The sequence below is a fragment of the Paenibacillus pasadenensis DSM 19293 genome (assembly GCF_000422485.1).
GTDB lineage: Bacteria > Bacillota > Bacilli > Paenibacillales > Paenibacillaceae > Paenibacillus_O > Paenibacillus_O pasadenensis.
Genome location: NZ_AULW01000001.1, coordinates 216,195 through 232,004, shown reverse-complemented (window position 1 = coordinate 232,004; position 15,810 = coordinate 216,195). Strand labels below are relative to the sequence as shown.

The window sequence follows — 15,810 nt, the reverse complement described above, 5'->3', positions numbered from 1 at the left end:
TAACCTAGTATAGAAATGCCGATGATAGACCGACCGTAACTATAGCAACTTCATTGACGAGAACACGCGCCCTGCGGGGAAGATCCCCAGAGAGCCGGCCCAGAGCTGCAAGCCGGCGTTCGGAACCCAGACGTGCATCCTCTCCGAGAAGCGCCGCCGAATCGGCCGCTTCGGCCCCCAGGGCTGGACGGTCCCAGTAAGCGCCGCCGGATGTCCTCCGTTACAGGGAACGCGGATTGCGCAGGTTCGATCCGCTGCCGAGGAGCGCTCGCGCTGACGGCTGTCGGGATCGACAGGCCGCTGTCGATGCGTTCGAATCAGGGTGGTATCGCGAGTTTACGCTCGTCCCTTTCCAAGGGGCGGGCTTTTTTATTTTCAAGAGCTTATTTTCCAAGAGGAGTGTTGAGCGATGCAAAGAGTGGATGTGAAGGAGAAGGCCCGCGCGCGCGAGCTGCGCGTGCTGGACAAGTGGAAGACGGAGGAGACGTTCAAGGCTTCCATCGACAACCGCGCAGGCAAGCCGAACTTCGTGTTCTACGAGGGACCGCCGACGGCGAACGGCAAGCCGCATATCGGGCATGTGCTCGGCCGCGTCATCAAGGACTTCATCGGCCGCTACAAGACGATGTCCGGCTACCGCGTCGTGCGCAAGGCCGGCTGGGATACGCACGGCCTCCCGGTCGAGCTCGGCGTGGAGAAGGAGCTCGGCATCTCCGGCAAGCAGGAGATCGAGAACTACGGCGTCGAGGCATTCGTCAAAAAGTGCCAGGCGAGCGTGTTCGAATACGAGCGCCAATGGCGCGAGCTGACCGAAGCGATCGGCTACTGGACCGACATGGACGATCCGTACATCACGCTCAAGAACAGCTATATCGAGAGCGTCTGGCATATCCTCTCGACGATCCATGGCAAAGGGCTGCTGTACCGCGGCCACCGCGTCAGTCCGTACTGCCCGTGCTGCCAGACGACGCTCAGCTCGCATGAGGTCGCCCAAGGCTACGAGGACGTCAAGGATCTCAGCGCCACGGTCAAGTTCCCGCTGGAGAACGGCGAAGGCCATCTGCTCGCCTGGACGACGACGCCATGGACGCTGCCGGCCAATACGGCGATCGCGGTCAACCCGGATTTGACCTACGTCAAGGCGAAAAAAGACGGCGAGGTATACTTCGTCGCCGAGGCGCTCGTGGACAGCGTGTTCAAGGGCGACGACAAGCCGGAAATCGTCGGCAGCGTGAAGGGCGCCGAGCTTGTCGGCCTCGCCTACCGCGCTCCGTTCGACTATGTTCCGGTCGATAAGGGCCATGTCGTCATCGGCGCGGACTTCGTCAGCGACACGAGCGGCACGGGCATGGTCCACATCGCGCCGGCGCACGGCGACGACGACTATAAGACCGCCCGCAAAAACGGCATCAGCCTGCTGGCCGTCGTCAACAACCAGGGCCGCTATGTCGACGAGGTGACGGATCTGGCCGGACGCTTCGTCAAGGACGGCGAGGTCGACATCGAGATCGTCAAGATGCTGAGCGAGAAAGGGCTGCTCTTCTCCAAAGAGAAATACGAGCATAGCTATCCGTTCTGCTGGCGCTGCAAATCGCCGCTCATCTATTACGCGACCGAGAGCTGGTTCATCGAGACGACCGCCGTCAAGGAGCAGCTGATCGCGAACAACAGCGGCGTCGACTGGTACCCGGGCCATATCCGCGAGGGCCGCTTCGGCAAGTTCCTCGAGGACCTCGTCGACTGGAACATCAGCCGCAACCGCTACTGGGGCACGCCGCTCAACGTCTGGGTGTGCGAGGCGACGGGCAAGGAGTACGCGCCGTCCAGCCTGGCCGACCTGCGCGAGCGCTCCGTGACGGAGCTGCCGGAGGACTTCGAGCTGCACAAGCCGTATGTGGACGAAGTGAAGCTGCGCAGTCCGTTCGCCGAAGGCGCGGTCATGACCCGCACGCCGGAGGTCATCGACGTCTGGTTCGACAGCGGCTCGATGCCGTTCGCGCAGCAGCATTATCCGTTTGAGAACGAAGGCCGCTTCGCCGAGCAGTATCCGGCCGACATCATCTGCGAGGGCATCGACCAGACGCGCGGCTGGTTCTTCAGCCTGCTGGCGGTCTCGACGCTGTACAACGGGCAAGCTCCGTACAAGGCGGTCATCTCGACCGGCCATGTGCTCGACGAGAACGGCCAGAAGATGAGCAAGTCCAAGGGCAATGTCATCGACCCTTGGGAAATCATCGACGAGTACGGCACCGACGCGTTCCGCTGGGCGCTGCTCGCGGACAGCGCGCCGTGGAACAGCAAGAAGTTCTCGCGCGGCATCGTCGGCGAAGCGAAGTCCAAGGTCATCGATACGATCGTCAACACGCATGCGTTCTTCGCGCTGTACGCGAGCATCGACGGCTTCGATCCGTCCGAGCATCAAGGACGCGTCTCCGCGGCCAAGCTGGACCGCTGGATCGTCTCCCGCCTCAACACGCTCGTCCGCACGGTCGTGACCGGCCTGGAAAGCTGGGACTTCCTCAACTCGGCCAAAGCGATCGAGGCGTTCGTCGACGAGCTCAGCAACTGGTACATCCGCCGCTCGCGCGACCGCTTCTGGGGCAGCGGCCTGACCGACGACAAGCTGAACGCGTACGCGACGCTGCGCGACGTGCTGCTGACGCTCTCCCGCCTCATCGCGCCGTATGCGCCGCTGCTGGCGGAGGATGTTTACGGCAACCTCGGCGGCAAAGGCAGCGTCCATCTGGCCGACTATCCGACTGTCGACGAATCGGCGATCGACGCCGAGCTCGAGCGCGACATGGAGACGGCCCGCACGATCGTCGAGCTGGCGCGCAACGTGCGCAACGAGACCGGCATCAAGACGCGTCAGCCGCTGTCCGAGCTCATCGTCTCGCTGAGCGGCGAGTTCGCGCTGACGGACTACGAGGAGATCGTCAAGGACGAGATCAACGTCAAGGCGATCCGGGTCGAGACGAGCGACAGCGGCTTCGTCGACTTCGCCCTCAAGCTGAACCTCAAGGTCGCGGGCAAGAAGTTCGGCAAAAACGTCGGTCCGATCCAAGCCTACCTCAAAGGATTGGACGTCGATGGCGCTCGCGCGATCGTGACGGGCGGCAGCTTCGTCTTCGCCTCGCCGGACGGCGAGGAAGCGACGGTCGCGCTCGAAGAGCTGCTCGTCGAGAAGCAGGCCAAGGCGGGCTTCGCCTCCGCTTCCGGCGGCGGCGTGACCGTGGCGCTCAATACCGACATCACGCCGGAGCTCGAGCGGGAAGGCTGGGTACGCGAGGTCATCCGCGCCGTGCAGGATACCCGCAAAAAGCTCGACCTGCCGATCGAGAAGCGGGTCGAGCTCGTGCTGGACGCCGACGCCGAGCTGACGGCGGCGCTGCAGGAGAACGACGAGCTGCTTCAGAGCAGCGTGCTGCTGAGCAGCGTCAGCTACGGCAGCGAGGCCGGCATGGAGCGCGTGCAGCTTGGCGAGCGCTCGCTCGGCCTGCTGATCCGCGGCTGATTCGGGCCGCGAGGCCAGGCGTCGCGTCAGCGGCAGGATGGACGGACAAAAAGGCTCCTTTCTCCCGGACGGGAGAAAGGAGCCTTTTCCTGTGGAATCCGCCAGCATTTTCCGGGACATACTAGCGGGGAATTCTTGAGCCTGAACATACGGAAGGAGGAGCGGCATGGGCGAAGAGCATCGGAGGAACAAGGCGAGCGAGCAGGAGCGGATCAGCCTGCTCCAGGATCGGCTGGAGAAGATCGCCGCCGATCTGGAGCGGTCCCAGATGGCCGAATACGTCGATCTGCTCAATCGGCCGTGGAAGCTCATCCGCCGGAATCTGGTCGCAGGCGTCTCGCGCGGCGTCGGCTACGCGATCGGCATCGCCTTCTTCACGACCGCGATCCTGTATCTGCTGCAGGCGCTCGGACAGCTCAACCTGCCGATCATCGGCGACTACATCGCCGACCTCGTGCGCATCGTGCAGATCCAGCTGGAGGGCAAGCAGTATTGAACGAGGCGGATCAGTCGGACGGCAGCTCTTCTCCCCGGCCGCTGTCCATGTAGTTCTTGTACTCGCGGTTGCGCACGACGCTCACATGGCGGCCGGTCATGTCTGTCGCAAGGAAGCTTTCGATGTCTTCGACGTAGCCGACATTCTCGTCGGACTCGATGCCGATGCTCTGGTAGCTGTCTCCCGGCATCTCGTCCATGGCCGGAGAGGTCGACGTGCCCCAGTGCTCGACGGTCTGCCACGCATCCTCGCCGTCGAATCCGGGATCGTCCTTGCCGTCGCGGTCGGAATCGCCGAACGGAGGACGCAGCACCGCCTCCTCGGCCGGACGGCGGTGGGACACATGCTGCCGCGGGGAATGCTGGATGCAATAAAGCGTATCGGGAAGCGCCGACAGCCGCTTTTCCGGAATGTCTTCGCCGCAGACCGCGCAGCGGCCGTAGCTGCCGTCGATCATCGCCGCCAGGGCGGCATCTATGCGCTCGCGATGCAGGTCCATCTGCTCCTGAAGCGCGATATCCTTGCCGCGCTCGAACATTTCCGTCGCTATGTCCGCAGGGTGGTTGTCGATCGTGCTGAGCTCGCCGGTCTCGTCGCGCAGCGACTCCTGCAAGCCGTCGTGATCGGACTCCACGTCGCGGCGGATCAGCTCCTCGCGCTGCCGGAGCAGCCTTTGCTTCAACCGCCCGATGAGAGCTGGGGAATGAGTCATGTCGCACACACCTTTCGGCAGCCGCGCAGGCTGCGAGGGGACTGGAATTGCTGCTGTTAGTGTGGACGACTTGCAGCCGGATTACAGATGGGGTTCTCTGGAAGCGAGGAGCCTCCGGCCAATGGCTTGCGGGCCGGCGCCGCGCCGTCCCGAATCCGTCCTTATCGCCGTCCCGGCACCGGCTCCAACGCTTGCCTCGAAGCTGTCCTGAAGCCTGCTGCCAGGCATGCCTGAGCGCTGGCTCCGCCCGGAACGGTTATGCTACAATGAGACGGACGAGGAGGGAAAAGCTTGAAGGTCAAGGGGTATTCATACGTGGTGGCGCTGGCCGCCATCTTGCTCGACCAGATCACCAAAATCATCATCATGAACCGGCTCGAGCTCTACGAGCAGATCAAAGTCATCGGAGATTTCTTCATCATCACCTCCATCCGCAACACGGGAGCGGCCTTCAGCATGCTGGAGGGGAAACAACTGTTCTTCCTCATCATCACGCCGATCGTCGCGGCGGGCATCGCCTGGTACATCCACCAGCAGCGCCGATCCGGCAACGTCTGGCTGCTGACCGCGCTGGGCCTCGTGCTCGGCGGAGCGCTCGGCAACTTTATCGACCGGCTGCTCTACGGGCATGTCGTCGACTTCCTATCCTTCAATTTCGGCTCCTATTCGTTCGCGGTGTTCAACATCGCCGATTCGGCGATCACGATCGGCGTCATCATGATCATCATCGACACGCTGCGGGAGGACCGCCGCGCGCGGGCGGCGGCCAAGGAAGGCCGCGACCCGGAGCAGCCGAAGGAAATATTGCATACAGAGGACTGACTTCGCCTTATGACATTCCAAAACAACCCGCTTGAACATGTCGTCGAGCAAGACGACGAACGGCAGCTCGAATGGACGATCGCGCCGGAGCAGGCGGGACAGCGCATCGACAAGTTCATTACCGACCAGCTCGCCGATCCCGCCATCTCGCGCACGCAGGTCCAGGACTGGATCGCGTCCGGCGCCGCATCGGTCGGAGGCCGCGCCGTCAAGGCGAACTACAAGCTCTCCGCAGGCGACTCGCTCTCCGTGACGGTGCCGGAGCCGGAGGACGCGGCGATCGTGCCGGAGGACATCCCGCTCGACATCGTGTACGAGGACTCCGACGTCATCGTCATCAACAAGCCGCGGGGCATGGTCGTGCATCCGGCGCCGGGCCACTCCGGCGGCACGGTCGTGAACGCGCTCATGCATCATTGCCGCGACCTGTCGGGCATCAACGGCGTGCTCCGTCCGGGCATCGTGCATCGCATCGACAAGGACACGTCCGGCCTGCTCATGGCGGCCAAAAACGATCTGGCCCATCTGTCGCTCGCCGAGCAGCTCAAGGAGCATAGCGTGACGCGCAAGTATGTCGCGCTCGTGCACGACAACCTGCATCATGACATCGGCACGATCGACGCGCCGATCGGACGGGACGAAAAGGACCGCAAGATGTTCACGGTCACCACCAAAGGCAGCAAGCATGCGGTGACGCATTTCCAGGTGATCGAGCGGATCGGCGACTATACGCTGGTCGAGCTGCAGCTGGAGACGGGCCGGACCCATCAGATCCGCGTCCACCTCAAGTACATCGGCCATCCGCTCGCGGGCGATCCGGTCTATGGGCGCAACAAGACCGTCGCGCTGGGAGGACAAGCGCTCCATGCGGCGGCGCTCGGCTTCACCCATCCGCGCACGGGCGAGCGGCTCGAGTTCGAGGCGCCGATCCCGGACGACATGCAGCATGTGCTGACGAGCTTGCGGAACCGCTAGCGGCAGCTGTGCCGGCCTTGACGCTCCGGGCATTTGCGGACGATGCGAAAAATGCAAATTTTTCGCGCAATGTTCCATTAGCACGGCAAGCGCCTTGCGCTATGCTGAAACAGGCTGCACTCGCGCGCCGCGACCCTCCGGAAGCGGCCGTGCCAGCATGAGACCTCCACGACCCGGGCGCGGCCTTCCGCTCCCGGGTCCATTCATGAAACCGAAAGGGGATCCGATCCCATGACCTCGATCAATTCCAATTATTTGAACCTGCAAGGCAGCTACCTGTTCTCGGAAATCGCCAAGCGGCGCACGAAGTTCATCCAGGACAACCCGCAAGCCGAGATCATCAGCCTCGGCATCGGCGACGTGACGCGCGGCCTGCCGGAAGCCGTCACCAAGGCGATGCACGCCGCCGTCGACGAGCTGGCCGTGCCGGGCAGCTTCCGCGGCTACGGCCCGGAGCAGGGCTACGACTTCCTCATCCAGGCGATCATCGAGAACGACTACAAGGCGCGCGGCGTCGACATCGCCGCCAACGAAGTGTTCGTCAGCGACGGCTCCAAGTGCGACGTCGGCAACATCCAGGAGATCTTCAGCCAGGATGCCGTCGTCGCCGTCCAGGATCCGGTCTATCCGGTCTACGTCGACACCAACGTCATGGCGGGCCGTTCGGGTTCGTTCAACAGCGAGCTCGGCCGCTACGAGAACATCGTCTACCTCGACTGCACGGCGGAGAACGGCTTCAAGCCGTCGCTGCCGGACCGCAAGGTCGACCTCATTTACCTGTGCTACCCGAACAACCCGACCGGCATGACGCTCACGAAGGACGAGCTCAAAGTATGGGTCGACTACGCTCGCGCGAACAACTGCCTCATCCTGTTCGACTCGGCGTATGAGTCGTTCATCACTGAAGCCGACGTGCCGCACAGCATCTATGAAGTCGAGGGAGCGCGCGAGGTCGCGATCGAGTTCCGCAGCTTCTCCAAGACGGCCGGCTTCACCGGCGTCCGCTGCGCGTACACGGTCGTGCCGCGCGAGCTGAAGGGCCTCGACAAGGACGGCAACTCCGTCGTCATCAACGACCTGTGGAACCGCCGCCACACGACCAAGTTCAATGGCGTCTCCTACGTGACCCAGCGCGGCGCGGAGGCGATCTACTCGCCGGAGGGCAAGGAGCAGATCCGCGGCCTCGTCGACTACTACATGACCAATGCCGGCATCATCCGCGACGGCCTTGCGTCGCTTGGGCTGGACGTATTCGGCGGCGTCAACGCGCCGTACATTTGGCTCAAGACGCCGAAGGGCCTCGATTCGTGGGCGTTCTTCGACAAGCTGCTGTCCGAGGCGAACATCGTCGGCACGCCGGGCGTCGGCTTCGGCCGCAGCGGCCAGGGCTACTTCCGCCTGACGGCGTTCGGCAGCCGCGAGAACACCGAAAAAGCCGTGGAGCGCATCCGCGGCCTCAGCCTGTAAGCCGATTCGACAGCCGGTCCGCCAAGCGGACCGGCTTTTTCTTTGCCCGGCCATTGCCCTTTCCGGGATAAGGTGTTATTATTATTCAGTAAGTTGAATATTAATACAACACAACCAAGGAACAGGGTCGGGGTTGACTTCATCGGCCTCGCATGGGATAATCGTATCCGATAACGGCAGTACCTTTAACTCAGTCCAGAGAGGCTGGCAAGGTAGCGTGATATGTGCCGTCGTCGATGAAGCTTGTCAGCCAGCTCGGAGTCCTTGCCTCCGCGCGGCCGGCTCGGCGCGTCCTTGCGCCTGCCCGCCGCCGGAGAGGGATCCGCCCGCTTGCTCTTCTTCAAGACGGCACATGCTTCTTTCCCTCTCCTTGCTGAGCGTTCAGCAGGGAGTTTTTTTTTGCCCTGCCGAGGGAGGATAAAGCCGTACACTACCCATGCGCAGCGGCTGCGGCCGGACGCTGAAGGAGCTCGATCACCCATGTCAGAAGGCGAGAAGCGCGCCATCATGGACGATACCGCCATACGGAGAGGCCTGACCCGGATCGCCCATGAGATCGTCGAAAAGAACAAAGGCATCGAAGGCTGCGTGCTGGTCGGCATCCGGACGCGCGGCGTCTACCTGGCTCGCCGCCTCGCCGAGCAGATCCGCGAGATCGAGGGAACGCCTGTCGCTTGCGGCGAGCTGGACATCACCGGCTACCGCGACGACCGCTCGCCGGACGGCCAGCGGGGAGCCATCGCGGTGCCCGATGCCGGCGGCCAGCCGATCCCGGTCCACGACAAGCGCGTCATCCTGGTCGACGACGTGCTCTACACGGGCCGGACGATCCGCGCGGCGATGGACGCCTTGATGGATCAGGGACGTCCGCAGTCGATCCAGCTGGCCGTGCTGCTCGACCGCGGCCACCGAGAGCTGCCGATCCGGCCGGATTATGTGGGCAAGAACGTGCCGACCTCCAAGCAGGAGAGCATCCGCGTCTCCCTTCAGGAAGTGGATGGAGAAGACAACGTCACCATCACGGAAAGACAGGGAGGATGATCAGGATGACGGCATTGCAGCTGCGGCAAAAAAGCCTGCTTGGCTTGAAAGGAATGGGGCGCGAGGAGCTGGAGTCGATCCTCTCGCGCGCGGCCCACTGGGAGCGGCAAGAGCAGAAGGTGCAGCCCGTGCTCGCGGGAAGCTTCGTCGCCAACATGTTCTTCGAGAACAGCACGCGCACGCGGTTCAGCTTCGAGGTGGCGGAAAAGCGGCTCGGAGCCGAGGTGCTGAACTTCTCGGCGGCGGAATCGAGCGTGCAGAAGGGCGAGTCGATCTACGACACGGTGCGGACGCTGGAGTCGATGGGCATCGACGCCGGCATCATCCGGCTCAAGCCGGCCGGAGTGCTCGAGGAGCTCGCGGAGCGCATCCAGGTGCCGCTCATCAACGCAGGAGACGGCAACAACGAGCATCCGACGCAGGCGCTGCTCGACCTGTACACGATGCGGCAGCAGTTCGGATCGCTTTCGGGGCTGCGCGTCTCGATCATCGGCGACATCAAGCACAGCCGGGTGGCCCGCTCCAACTACTGGGGGCTGAAGCAGTTCGGAGCGCAGGTGCGCTTCTGCGCGCCGGAAAACATGCGCGAGAACGAGCTGGATGTGGCCTACGTGAGCATGGAAGAAGCGCTCGAAGCCGACGTCGTCATGATGCTGCGCGTGCAGCTCGAGCGGCATGAGGGCGGCATGCTCCGCTCCGCGGAAGAGTACCGCGAGCAGTACGGTCTGACGGCGGAACGGGCGGCGCGCCTTGCGCCGCATGCGATCATCATGCATCCGGCGCCGGTCAACCGCGACGTCGAGATCGACGGCGATCTGGTCGAGCATCCGCAGTCGAGAATTTTCCCGCAGATGCAGAACGGCGTGCCGGTGCGCATGGCCGTCATCGAACGGGCGCTGAGAGGATAGAGGCGGCGAGCGCCGCCAGGAAGCAAGGACGACGGAAGCAGGCAGGCAAGGCGGCATTCGCTGCGAAAGGGGACGGATCAAGCAATGGCAGCTGTGGAATGGATCGTGAACGGACGGATCTGGAACGAGGAGAGCGGCGAGCTGGAGACGAGGCATATCCGCATCGAGGACGGCCGGATCGCCGAGATCAAGGCCGGCGACGCGCCGGCGGCGGCAGGCGAGGGCGTGCTGGACGCGCGAGGAAGGCTGGTCTCGGCGGGCTTCATCGACATGCACGTGCATCTGCGCGACCCGGGCTTCGAGCACAAGGAGGATATCGTCACCGGCACCGCCTCGGCGGCGGCGGGCGGCTTCACCACGATCGCCTGCATGCCGAACACGCGGCCTTCGATCGACACGCCGGAGACGGTGCGCTATGTGATCGACAAAGCCCGCGAGCAAGGAAACGGCGTGAAGGTGCTGCCCTACGCGGCCATCTCCAAAAACCAGCTCGGCCGCGAGCTGACCGACTTCGCGGCGCTGAAGGCGGCCGGCGCGATCGGCTTCACCGACGACGGCGTCGGCGTGCAGCGCGCGCAGACGATGAAGGACGCGATGGAGCTGGCGCAGTCGCTCGACATGCCGATCATCGCCCACTGCGAGGATGACAGCCTCGTCGAAGGGCTGTACGTCTCCGAGGGCAAGTTCGCCCGCGACAACGGCATCAAGGGCATCCCGAACGAGTCCGAGGCGATCCATGTCGGCCGCGACGCGCTGCTGGCGGAATCGACCGGCGTCCATTACCACGTCTGCCACGTGAGCACCGAGCAGTCGGTGCGCCTGATCCGGCTCGCCAAGTCGGTCGGAGTCCGCATCACCGCCGAGGTGTGCCCGCATCATCTGGTGCTGAGCGACGAGGACATCCCCGGCATGGATTCCAACTGGAAGATGAACCCGCCGCTGCGCACGCCGCGCGATGTCGAGGCGGTCATCCAAGGCCTCGAGGACGGCACGATCGACATGATCGTCACCGACCACGCCCCGCACAGCGCCGAGGAAAAAGCCCGCGGCATGCAGCTCGCGCCGTTCGGCATCGTCGGCTTCGAGACGGCGTTCCCGCTGCTGTACACCGCCTTCGTCCGCACGGGCAAATGGTCGCTCGGCTTCCTGCTGAACCGCATGACCCGAATTCCCGCTTCCGTCTTCCGCCTCGACTCGGGGCGGCTGGAAGTCGGAGCTCCGGCGGATCTGACCGTCGTCGAGCTGGAGGAGAAGCGCGAGGTCGATCCCTCTGCCTTCCTTTCCAAAAGCAGCAACACGCCTTTCGGCGGCTGGAAGCTCTACGGATGGCCCGAAGCCACCGTCGTCGCCGGCAGCGTCGTCTGGTCCCACCAAAGCGCATAAGGAGTGATACGGATGCAAGCGAGACTGATTCTTGAGGATGGAACCGTATTTGCGGGCCAGTCGTTCGGCGCCGAGACGTTCAAGCCCGGCGAGGTCGTATTCAACACCGGCATTACCGGCTACCAGGAGGTGCTCTCCGATCCGTCGTACTGCGGACAGATCGTCACCATGACGTACCCGCTGATCGGGAACTACGGCATCACCCGCGACGATTTCGAGACGGTGGCGCCGTTCATCCACGGCTTCGCCGTACGCCGCCACGAGCCGATCCCGAGCAACTGGCGCGCCCAGGTGTCGCTGGACTGGCTGCTCAAGGAGCACGGAATCCCGGCGATCAGCGAGATCGACACGCGCATGCTGACCCGCAAGCTGCGCCACTTCGGCACGATGCGCGGCGTCATCACGACCGGCAGCGAGCGCGTCGAGGCGATCGTCGAGCAGCTGACCGGCACGCCGCTGCTGCGCGACCAGGTCGCCCGCACGTCGACGAAGCAGGTGTTCACGAGCCCGGGCTTCGGCGAGCGCATCGTGCTGATCGACTACGGCGCCAAGACCGGCATCCTGCGCGAGCTGACCAAGCGCGGCTGCGACGTCGTCGTCGTGCCGCATGACACGTCCGCGGAGACGATCCGCCGCCTCAATCCGGACGGCATCCAGCTGTCCAACGGCCCTGGCGACCCGCAGGACGTGCCGCATGCGGTCGCGACGATCCGCGAGCTGCTCGGCGAATACCCGATCTTCGGCATCTGCCTCGGCCACCAGCTGTTCGCGCTCGCTTGCGGCGCGGATACGGAGAAGCTCAAGTTCGGCCATCGCGGCGGCAACCACCCGGTCAAGGAGCTTTCCACGGGACGCTGCTACATTACGAGCCAGAACCACGGCTACACCGTGCCGGAGTCCAGCATCGCCGGCACCGAGCTGACCGTGACCCATATCAACAACAACGACAAGACGGTCGAAGGGCTGAAGCATAATCAGCATCCGGCCTTCTCGGTCCAATACCATCCGGAGGCGGCCCCGGGGCCGTTCGATTCCAGCTACCTGTTCGACGAATTCCTGGAGCTGATCCGCACCCATCGCCGCACTAACCCTTCCAAGCCGCGTCAAGCCCAACTGTCGGAAGCGTCCAAAGGAGAGCTGCTGTATGCCCAGAAATAACCTGCTCAAGAAGATCCTCGTCATCGGCTCCGGCCCGATCGTCATCGGCCAGGCCGCCGAGTTCGACTATGCCGGCACGCAGGCTTGCCAGGCGCTGAAGGAAGAGGGCTACGAGGTCGTCCTCATCAACAGCAACCCTGCGACGATCATGACCGATACGAACATGGCCGACAAAGTGTACATCGAGCCGATCACGCTCGACTTCGTCTCCCAGATCATCCGCCAGGAGCGTCCGGACGGCCTGCTGCCGACGCTCGGAGGCCAGACCGGCCTCAACATGGCGGTCGAGCTGGCGCGCGCCGGCGTGCTCGAGCGCGAGAACGTGCAGCTGCTCGGCACGCAGCTGACGGCGATCGAGAAAGCCGAGGACCGCGACCTGTTCCGCGAGCTCATGCGCGAGCTGGAGCAGCCGGTGCCGGAGAGCGTCATCGTCACGACGGTCGAGGAAGCGGTCGATTTTGCCAATGAGATCGGCTACCCGATCATCGTTCGCCCGGCGTATACGCTCGGCGGCACGGGCGGCGGCATCTGCGCGACCGAGGCCGAGCTGCTGGAGACGGTCGCCTCCGGCATCCGCTACAGCCCGATCGGCCAGTGCCTGATCGAGAAGTCGATCGCCGGCATGAAGGAAGTCGAGTACGAGGTCATGCGCGACGCGAACGACAACTGCATCGTCGTCTGCAACATGGAGAACTTCGATCCCGTCGGCGTGCACACCGGCGACTCGATCGTCGTGGCGCCGAGCCAGACGCTGTCGGACCGCGAGTACCAGATGCTGCGCTCCGCGTCGCTCAAGATCATCCGCGCTCTGAACATCGAGGGCGGCTGCAACGTGCAGTTCGCGCTGGATCCGTTCAGCTTCCAATACTATGTCATCGAGGTCAACCCGCGCGTCAGCCGCTCCTCGGCGCTCGCCTCCAAGGCGACGGGCTACCCGATCGCCAAGATGGCCGCGAAGATCGCCGTCGGCTACACGCTCGACGAGATCGTCAACCCGGTCACGGGCCAGACGTACGCCTGCTTCGAGCCGACGCTCGACTACATCGTGTCCAAAATTCCGCGCTGGCCGTTCGACAAGTTCACGGGCGCCAACCGCAAGCTCGGCACGCAGATGAAGGCGACCGGCGAAGTGATGGCGATCGGCCGCACGTTCGAGGAGTCGATGCACAAGGCGATCCGCTCGCTGGAGATCGGCACGCATCGCTTCCATCTCAAGGACGCGCATGAGCTGGGCGACGAGACGCTCCGCACCCGCCTGGCCAAGCCGGACGACGAGCGCATGTTCCTGATCGCCGAGGCGTTCCGCCGCGGCTGGACGCTCGCCGACATCCAGGACCTGACCAAGGTCGACTGGTGGTTCCTCGACAAGATCGAGAGCATCGTCGCCTTCGAGGACGAGCTGCGCCGCGCTCCCGGCCTGACCAAGGAGCTGCTCTACGCGGCCAAGCGCCGCGGCTTCTCCGACCGCTCCATCGCCGAGCTGCGCCGCGAGGGCAGCCAGCAGACGCTGACGGACGAGCATGCGGTGCGCACGTTCCGCCTGGAGCAGGGGCTGCGTCCGGTCTACAAGATGGTCGACACCTGCGCCGCCGAGTTCGAGGCGAGCACGCCGTACTACTACTCCACCTACGAGGTGGAGAACGAAGTGACCGAGACGGACAAGCAGAAGGTGCTCGTGCTCGGCTCCGGCCCGATCCGCATCGGCCAGGGCATCGAGTTCGACTACTCGACCGTGCATGCCGTCTGGGCGATCCAGAACGCCGGCTACGAAGCCGTCATCATCAACAACAACCCGGAGACGGTATCGACCGACTTCAGCACCTCCGACCGGCTCTACTTCGAGCCGCTGTTCCTGGAGGACGTGCTGAACGTCATCGAGCAGGAGCAGCCGATCGGCGTCATCGTGCAGTTCGGCGGCCAGACGGCGATCAACCTCGCCGCTCCGCTGGCGAAGGCGGGCGTGCGCATCCTCGGCTCCAGCCTCGAGAGCATCGACACCGCCGAGGACCGCAAGAAGTTCGAGGCGCTGCTGCGCGGCCTCGACATCGCGCAGCCGGAAGGCAGCACGGTGACGAACCTCGAGGAGGCGATCGTCACGGCGAACCGCCTCAGCTACCCGGTGCTCGTGCGTCCGTCGTACGTCCTCGGCGGCCGCGCGATGGAAATCGTCTACTCCGACGAGGAGCTGGTCGGCTACATGGCCGAGGCGGTCAAGATCAATCCGGAGCATCCGGTGCTGATCGACCGCTACATGCTCGGCAGGGAAGCCGAGGTCGACGCGATCTGCGACGGCGAGACGGTCGTCATCCCGGGCATCATGGAGCATGTCGAACGCGCAGGCGTGCACTCCGGCGACTCCATCGCGGTGTACCCGCCGCAGTCGCTGTCCGCGGACATCAAGGAGCAGATCATCGACATCACGATCAAGATCGCCAAGGCGCTGAAGGTGGTCGGCCTGGTCAACATCCAGTTCGTCATCCATAACGACAAGGCGTATGTCATCGAGGTCAACCCGCGCTCCTCGCGCACGGTGCCGTTCCTCAGCAAGGTGACGGGCCTGCCGATGGCGAACCTGGCGACGCGCGCCATCCTCGGCACGAAGCTGGCCGAGCTCGGCCATGTCGACGGCCTCTGGCCGGAGGACAAGTTCGTCAGCGTCAAGGTGCCGGTGTTCAGCTTCGCCAAGCTGCGCCGCGTCGATCCGACGCTGACGCCGGAGATGAAGTCGACGGGCGAGGTCATGGGCCGCGACGAGCAGTACGCCAAGGCGCTGTACAAGGGCTTGATCGGCGCCGGCATGAAGATACCGCTGCAAGGCTCCATCGTGGCGACCGTGTCCGACAAGGACAAGGGAGAGGCGCTTGAGCTGCTGAAGGGCTTCTATGCGATCGGCTACAAGATCATCGCGACCGGCGGCACGGCCGCCGCGCTCGAGGCCGAGGGCATCGTCGTGCAGCGCGTCAACAAGCTGAGCGAAGGCTCGCCGAACATCCTCGACCTGATCCGCAGCGGCCAGGCGCAGTTCGTCTTCAACACGCTGACCAAGGGCAAGACGCCGGAGCGCGACGGCTTCCGCATCCGCCGCGAGGCGGTCGAGAACGGCGTCGTCTGCATGACGTCGCTCGATACGGTGCGGGCGCTGCTGAACATGCTGCAGACGATCAACTTCAGCTCGAACCCGATGCCGGTCCTGCAATAATCCGATGAAGCACGGCCAGCGCCGATGAGCGCGCCGTCTCCAGCACCGCCTTCCTAGGCGCTGCCGGCGGCGCGCTTCTGGCGGATGGCCTTTCTCTATGCCCAGTCGACCGAACAGATCGATCACAAGGAGGAG

The 15,810-nt window shown here is 64.2% G+C and carries 11 protein-coding genes; 10 read left to right on the top strand and 1 reads right to left on the bottom strand.

Annotation, left to right across the window (positions count from 1 at the left end):
• Positions 1-409: 409 nt before the first annotated feature.
• Positions 410-3,514 carry an isoleucine--tRNA ligase gene (ileS, locus tag H582_RS0101040; RefSeq protein ID WP_028596993.1) on the top strand — a complete coding sequence of 1,035 codons (3,105 nt, stop codon included), beginning with the start codon at positions 410-412 and terminating at the stop codon, positions 3,512-3,514.
• 166 nt (positions 3,515-3,680) lie between these two features.
• Positions 3,681-4,010 carry a DUF5665 domain-containing protein gene (locus H582_RS0101035; RefSeq protein ID WP_028596992.1) on the top strand — a complete coding sequence of 110 codons (330 nt, stop codon included), beginning with the start codon at positions 3,681-3,683 and terminating at the stop codon, positions 4,008-4,010.
• A 10-nt stretch (positions 4,011-4,020) separates the two neighbouring features.
• Here the strand turns inward: H582_RS0101035 and H582_RS25435 are convergent, their stop codons facing one another.
• Entirely contained in the window at positions 4,021-4,722 is a 702-nt protein-coding gene (locus H582_RS25435) for a TraR/DksA C4-type zinc finger protein (protein ID WP_043110735.1), read from the bottom strand.
• A gap of 291 nt (positions 4,723-5,013) precedes the next feature.
• On the opposite strand from H582_RS25435, the gene lspA reads away from it, so the two are divergent.
• From lspA to carB, 8 genes are all read left to right on the top strand, one after another.
• The gene (gene lspA / locus H582_RS0101025; RefSeq protein WP_028596991.1) at positions 5,014-5,544 is read left to right on the top strand and encodes a signal peptidase II; all 531 of its coding nucleotides are present in this window, start codon (positions 5,014-5,016) and stop codon (positions 5,542-5,544) included.
• A gap of 9 nt (positions 5,545-5,553) precedes the next feature.
• Entirely contained in the window at positions 5,554-6,519 is a 966-nt protein-coding gene (locus tag H582_RS0101020) for an RluA family pseudouridine synthase (protein WP_028596990.1), read from the top strand.
• Between the two features lie 231 nt (positions 6,520-6,750).
• Entirely contained in the window at positions 6,751-7,986 is a 1,236-nt protein-coding gene (locus H582_RS0101015; protein WP_028596989.1) for an LL-diaminopimelate aminotransferase, read from the top strand.
• A gap of 480 nt (positions 7,987-8,466) precedes the next feature.
• A complete protein-coding gene (gene pyrR / locus H582_RS0101010) occupies positions 8,467-9,027 on the top strand; it encodes a bifunctional pyr operon transcriptional regulator/uracil phosphoribosyltransferase PyrR (RefSeq protein WP_028596988.1) in 561 nt (186 codons plus the stop codon).
• Positions 9,028-9,032: 5 nt separating this feature from the next.
• The gene (locus H582_RS0101005) at positions 9,033-9,935 is read left to right on the top strand and encodes an aspartate carbamoyltransferase catalytic subunit (RefSeq protein ID WP_028596987.1); all 903 of its coding nucleotides are present in this window, start codon (positions 9,033-9,035) and stop codon (positions 9,933-9,935) included.
• 84 nt (positions 9,936-10,019) lie between these two features.
• Positions 10,020-11,318: a dihydroorotase gene (locus tag H582_RS0101000; protein ID WP_043110734.1), complete on the top strand. Its 1,299-nt coding sequence runs from the start codon at positions 10,020-10,022 to the stop codon at positions 11,316-11,318.
• 12 nt (positions 11,319-11,330) lie between these two features.
• Entirely contained in the window at positions 11,331-12,476 is a 1,146-nt protein-coding gene (locus H582_RS0100995; RefSeq protein WP_028596985.1) for a carbamoyl phosphate synthase small subunit, read from the top strand.
• Positions 12,463-15,675, top strand: coding sequence for a carbamoyl-phosphate synthase large subunit (gene carB / locus H582_RS0100990; protein ID WP_028596984.1), 3,213 nt, complete (start codon positions 12,463-12,465; stop codon positions 15,673-15,675). Before H582_RS0100995 ends, carB begins: the two co-directional genes overlap by 14 nt.
• Positions 15,676-15,810: the final 135 nt, after the last annotated feature.

What these genes read in the sequence shown, in the direction of transcription:
- ileS (WP_028596993.1), top strand. Translation starts at nt 410, where the DNA reads ATGCAAAGAGTGGATGTGAAGGAGAAGGCCCGCGCGCGCGAGCTGCGC.
- H582_RS0101035 (WP_028596992.1), top strand. Translation starts at nt 3,681, where the DNA reads ATGGGCGAAGAGCATCGGAGGAACAAGGCGAGCGAGCAGGAGCGGATC.
- H582_RS25435 (WP_043110735.1), bottom strand. Translation starts at nt 4,722, where the DNA reads ATGACTCATTCCCCAGCTCTCATCGGGCGGTTGAAGCAAAGGCTGCTC.
- H582_RS0101020 (WP_028596990.1), top strand. Translation starts at nt 5,554, where the DNA reads ATGACATTCCAAAACAACCCGCTTGAACATGTCGTCGAGCAAGACGAC.
- H582_RS0101015 (WP_028596989.1), top strand. Translation starts at nt 6,751, where the DNA reads ATGACCTCGATCAATTCCAATTATTTGAACCTGCAAGGCAGCTACCTG.
- pyrR (WP_028596988.1), top strand. Translation starts at nt 8,467, where the DNA reads ATGTCAGAAGGCGAGAAGCGCGCCATCATGGACGATACCGCCATACGG.
- H582_RS0101005 (WP_028596987.1), top strand. Translation starts at nt 9,033, where the DNA reads ATGACGGCATTGCAGCTGCGGCAAAAAAGCCTGCTTGGCTTGAAAGGA.
- H582_RS0101000 (WP_043110734.1), top strand. Translation starts at nt 10,020, where the DNA reads ATGGCAGCTGTGGAATGGATCGTGAACGGACGGATCTGGAACGAGGAG.
- H582_RS0100995 (WP_028596985.1), top strand. Translation starts at nt 11,331, where the DNA reads ATGCAAGCGAGACTGATTCTTGAGGATGGAACCGTATTTGCGGGCCAG.
- carB (WP_028596984.1), top strand. Translation starts at nt 12,463, where the DNA reads ATGCCCAGAAATAACCTGCTCAAGAAGATCCTCGTCATCGGCTCCGGC.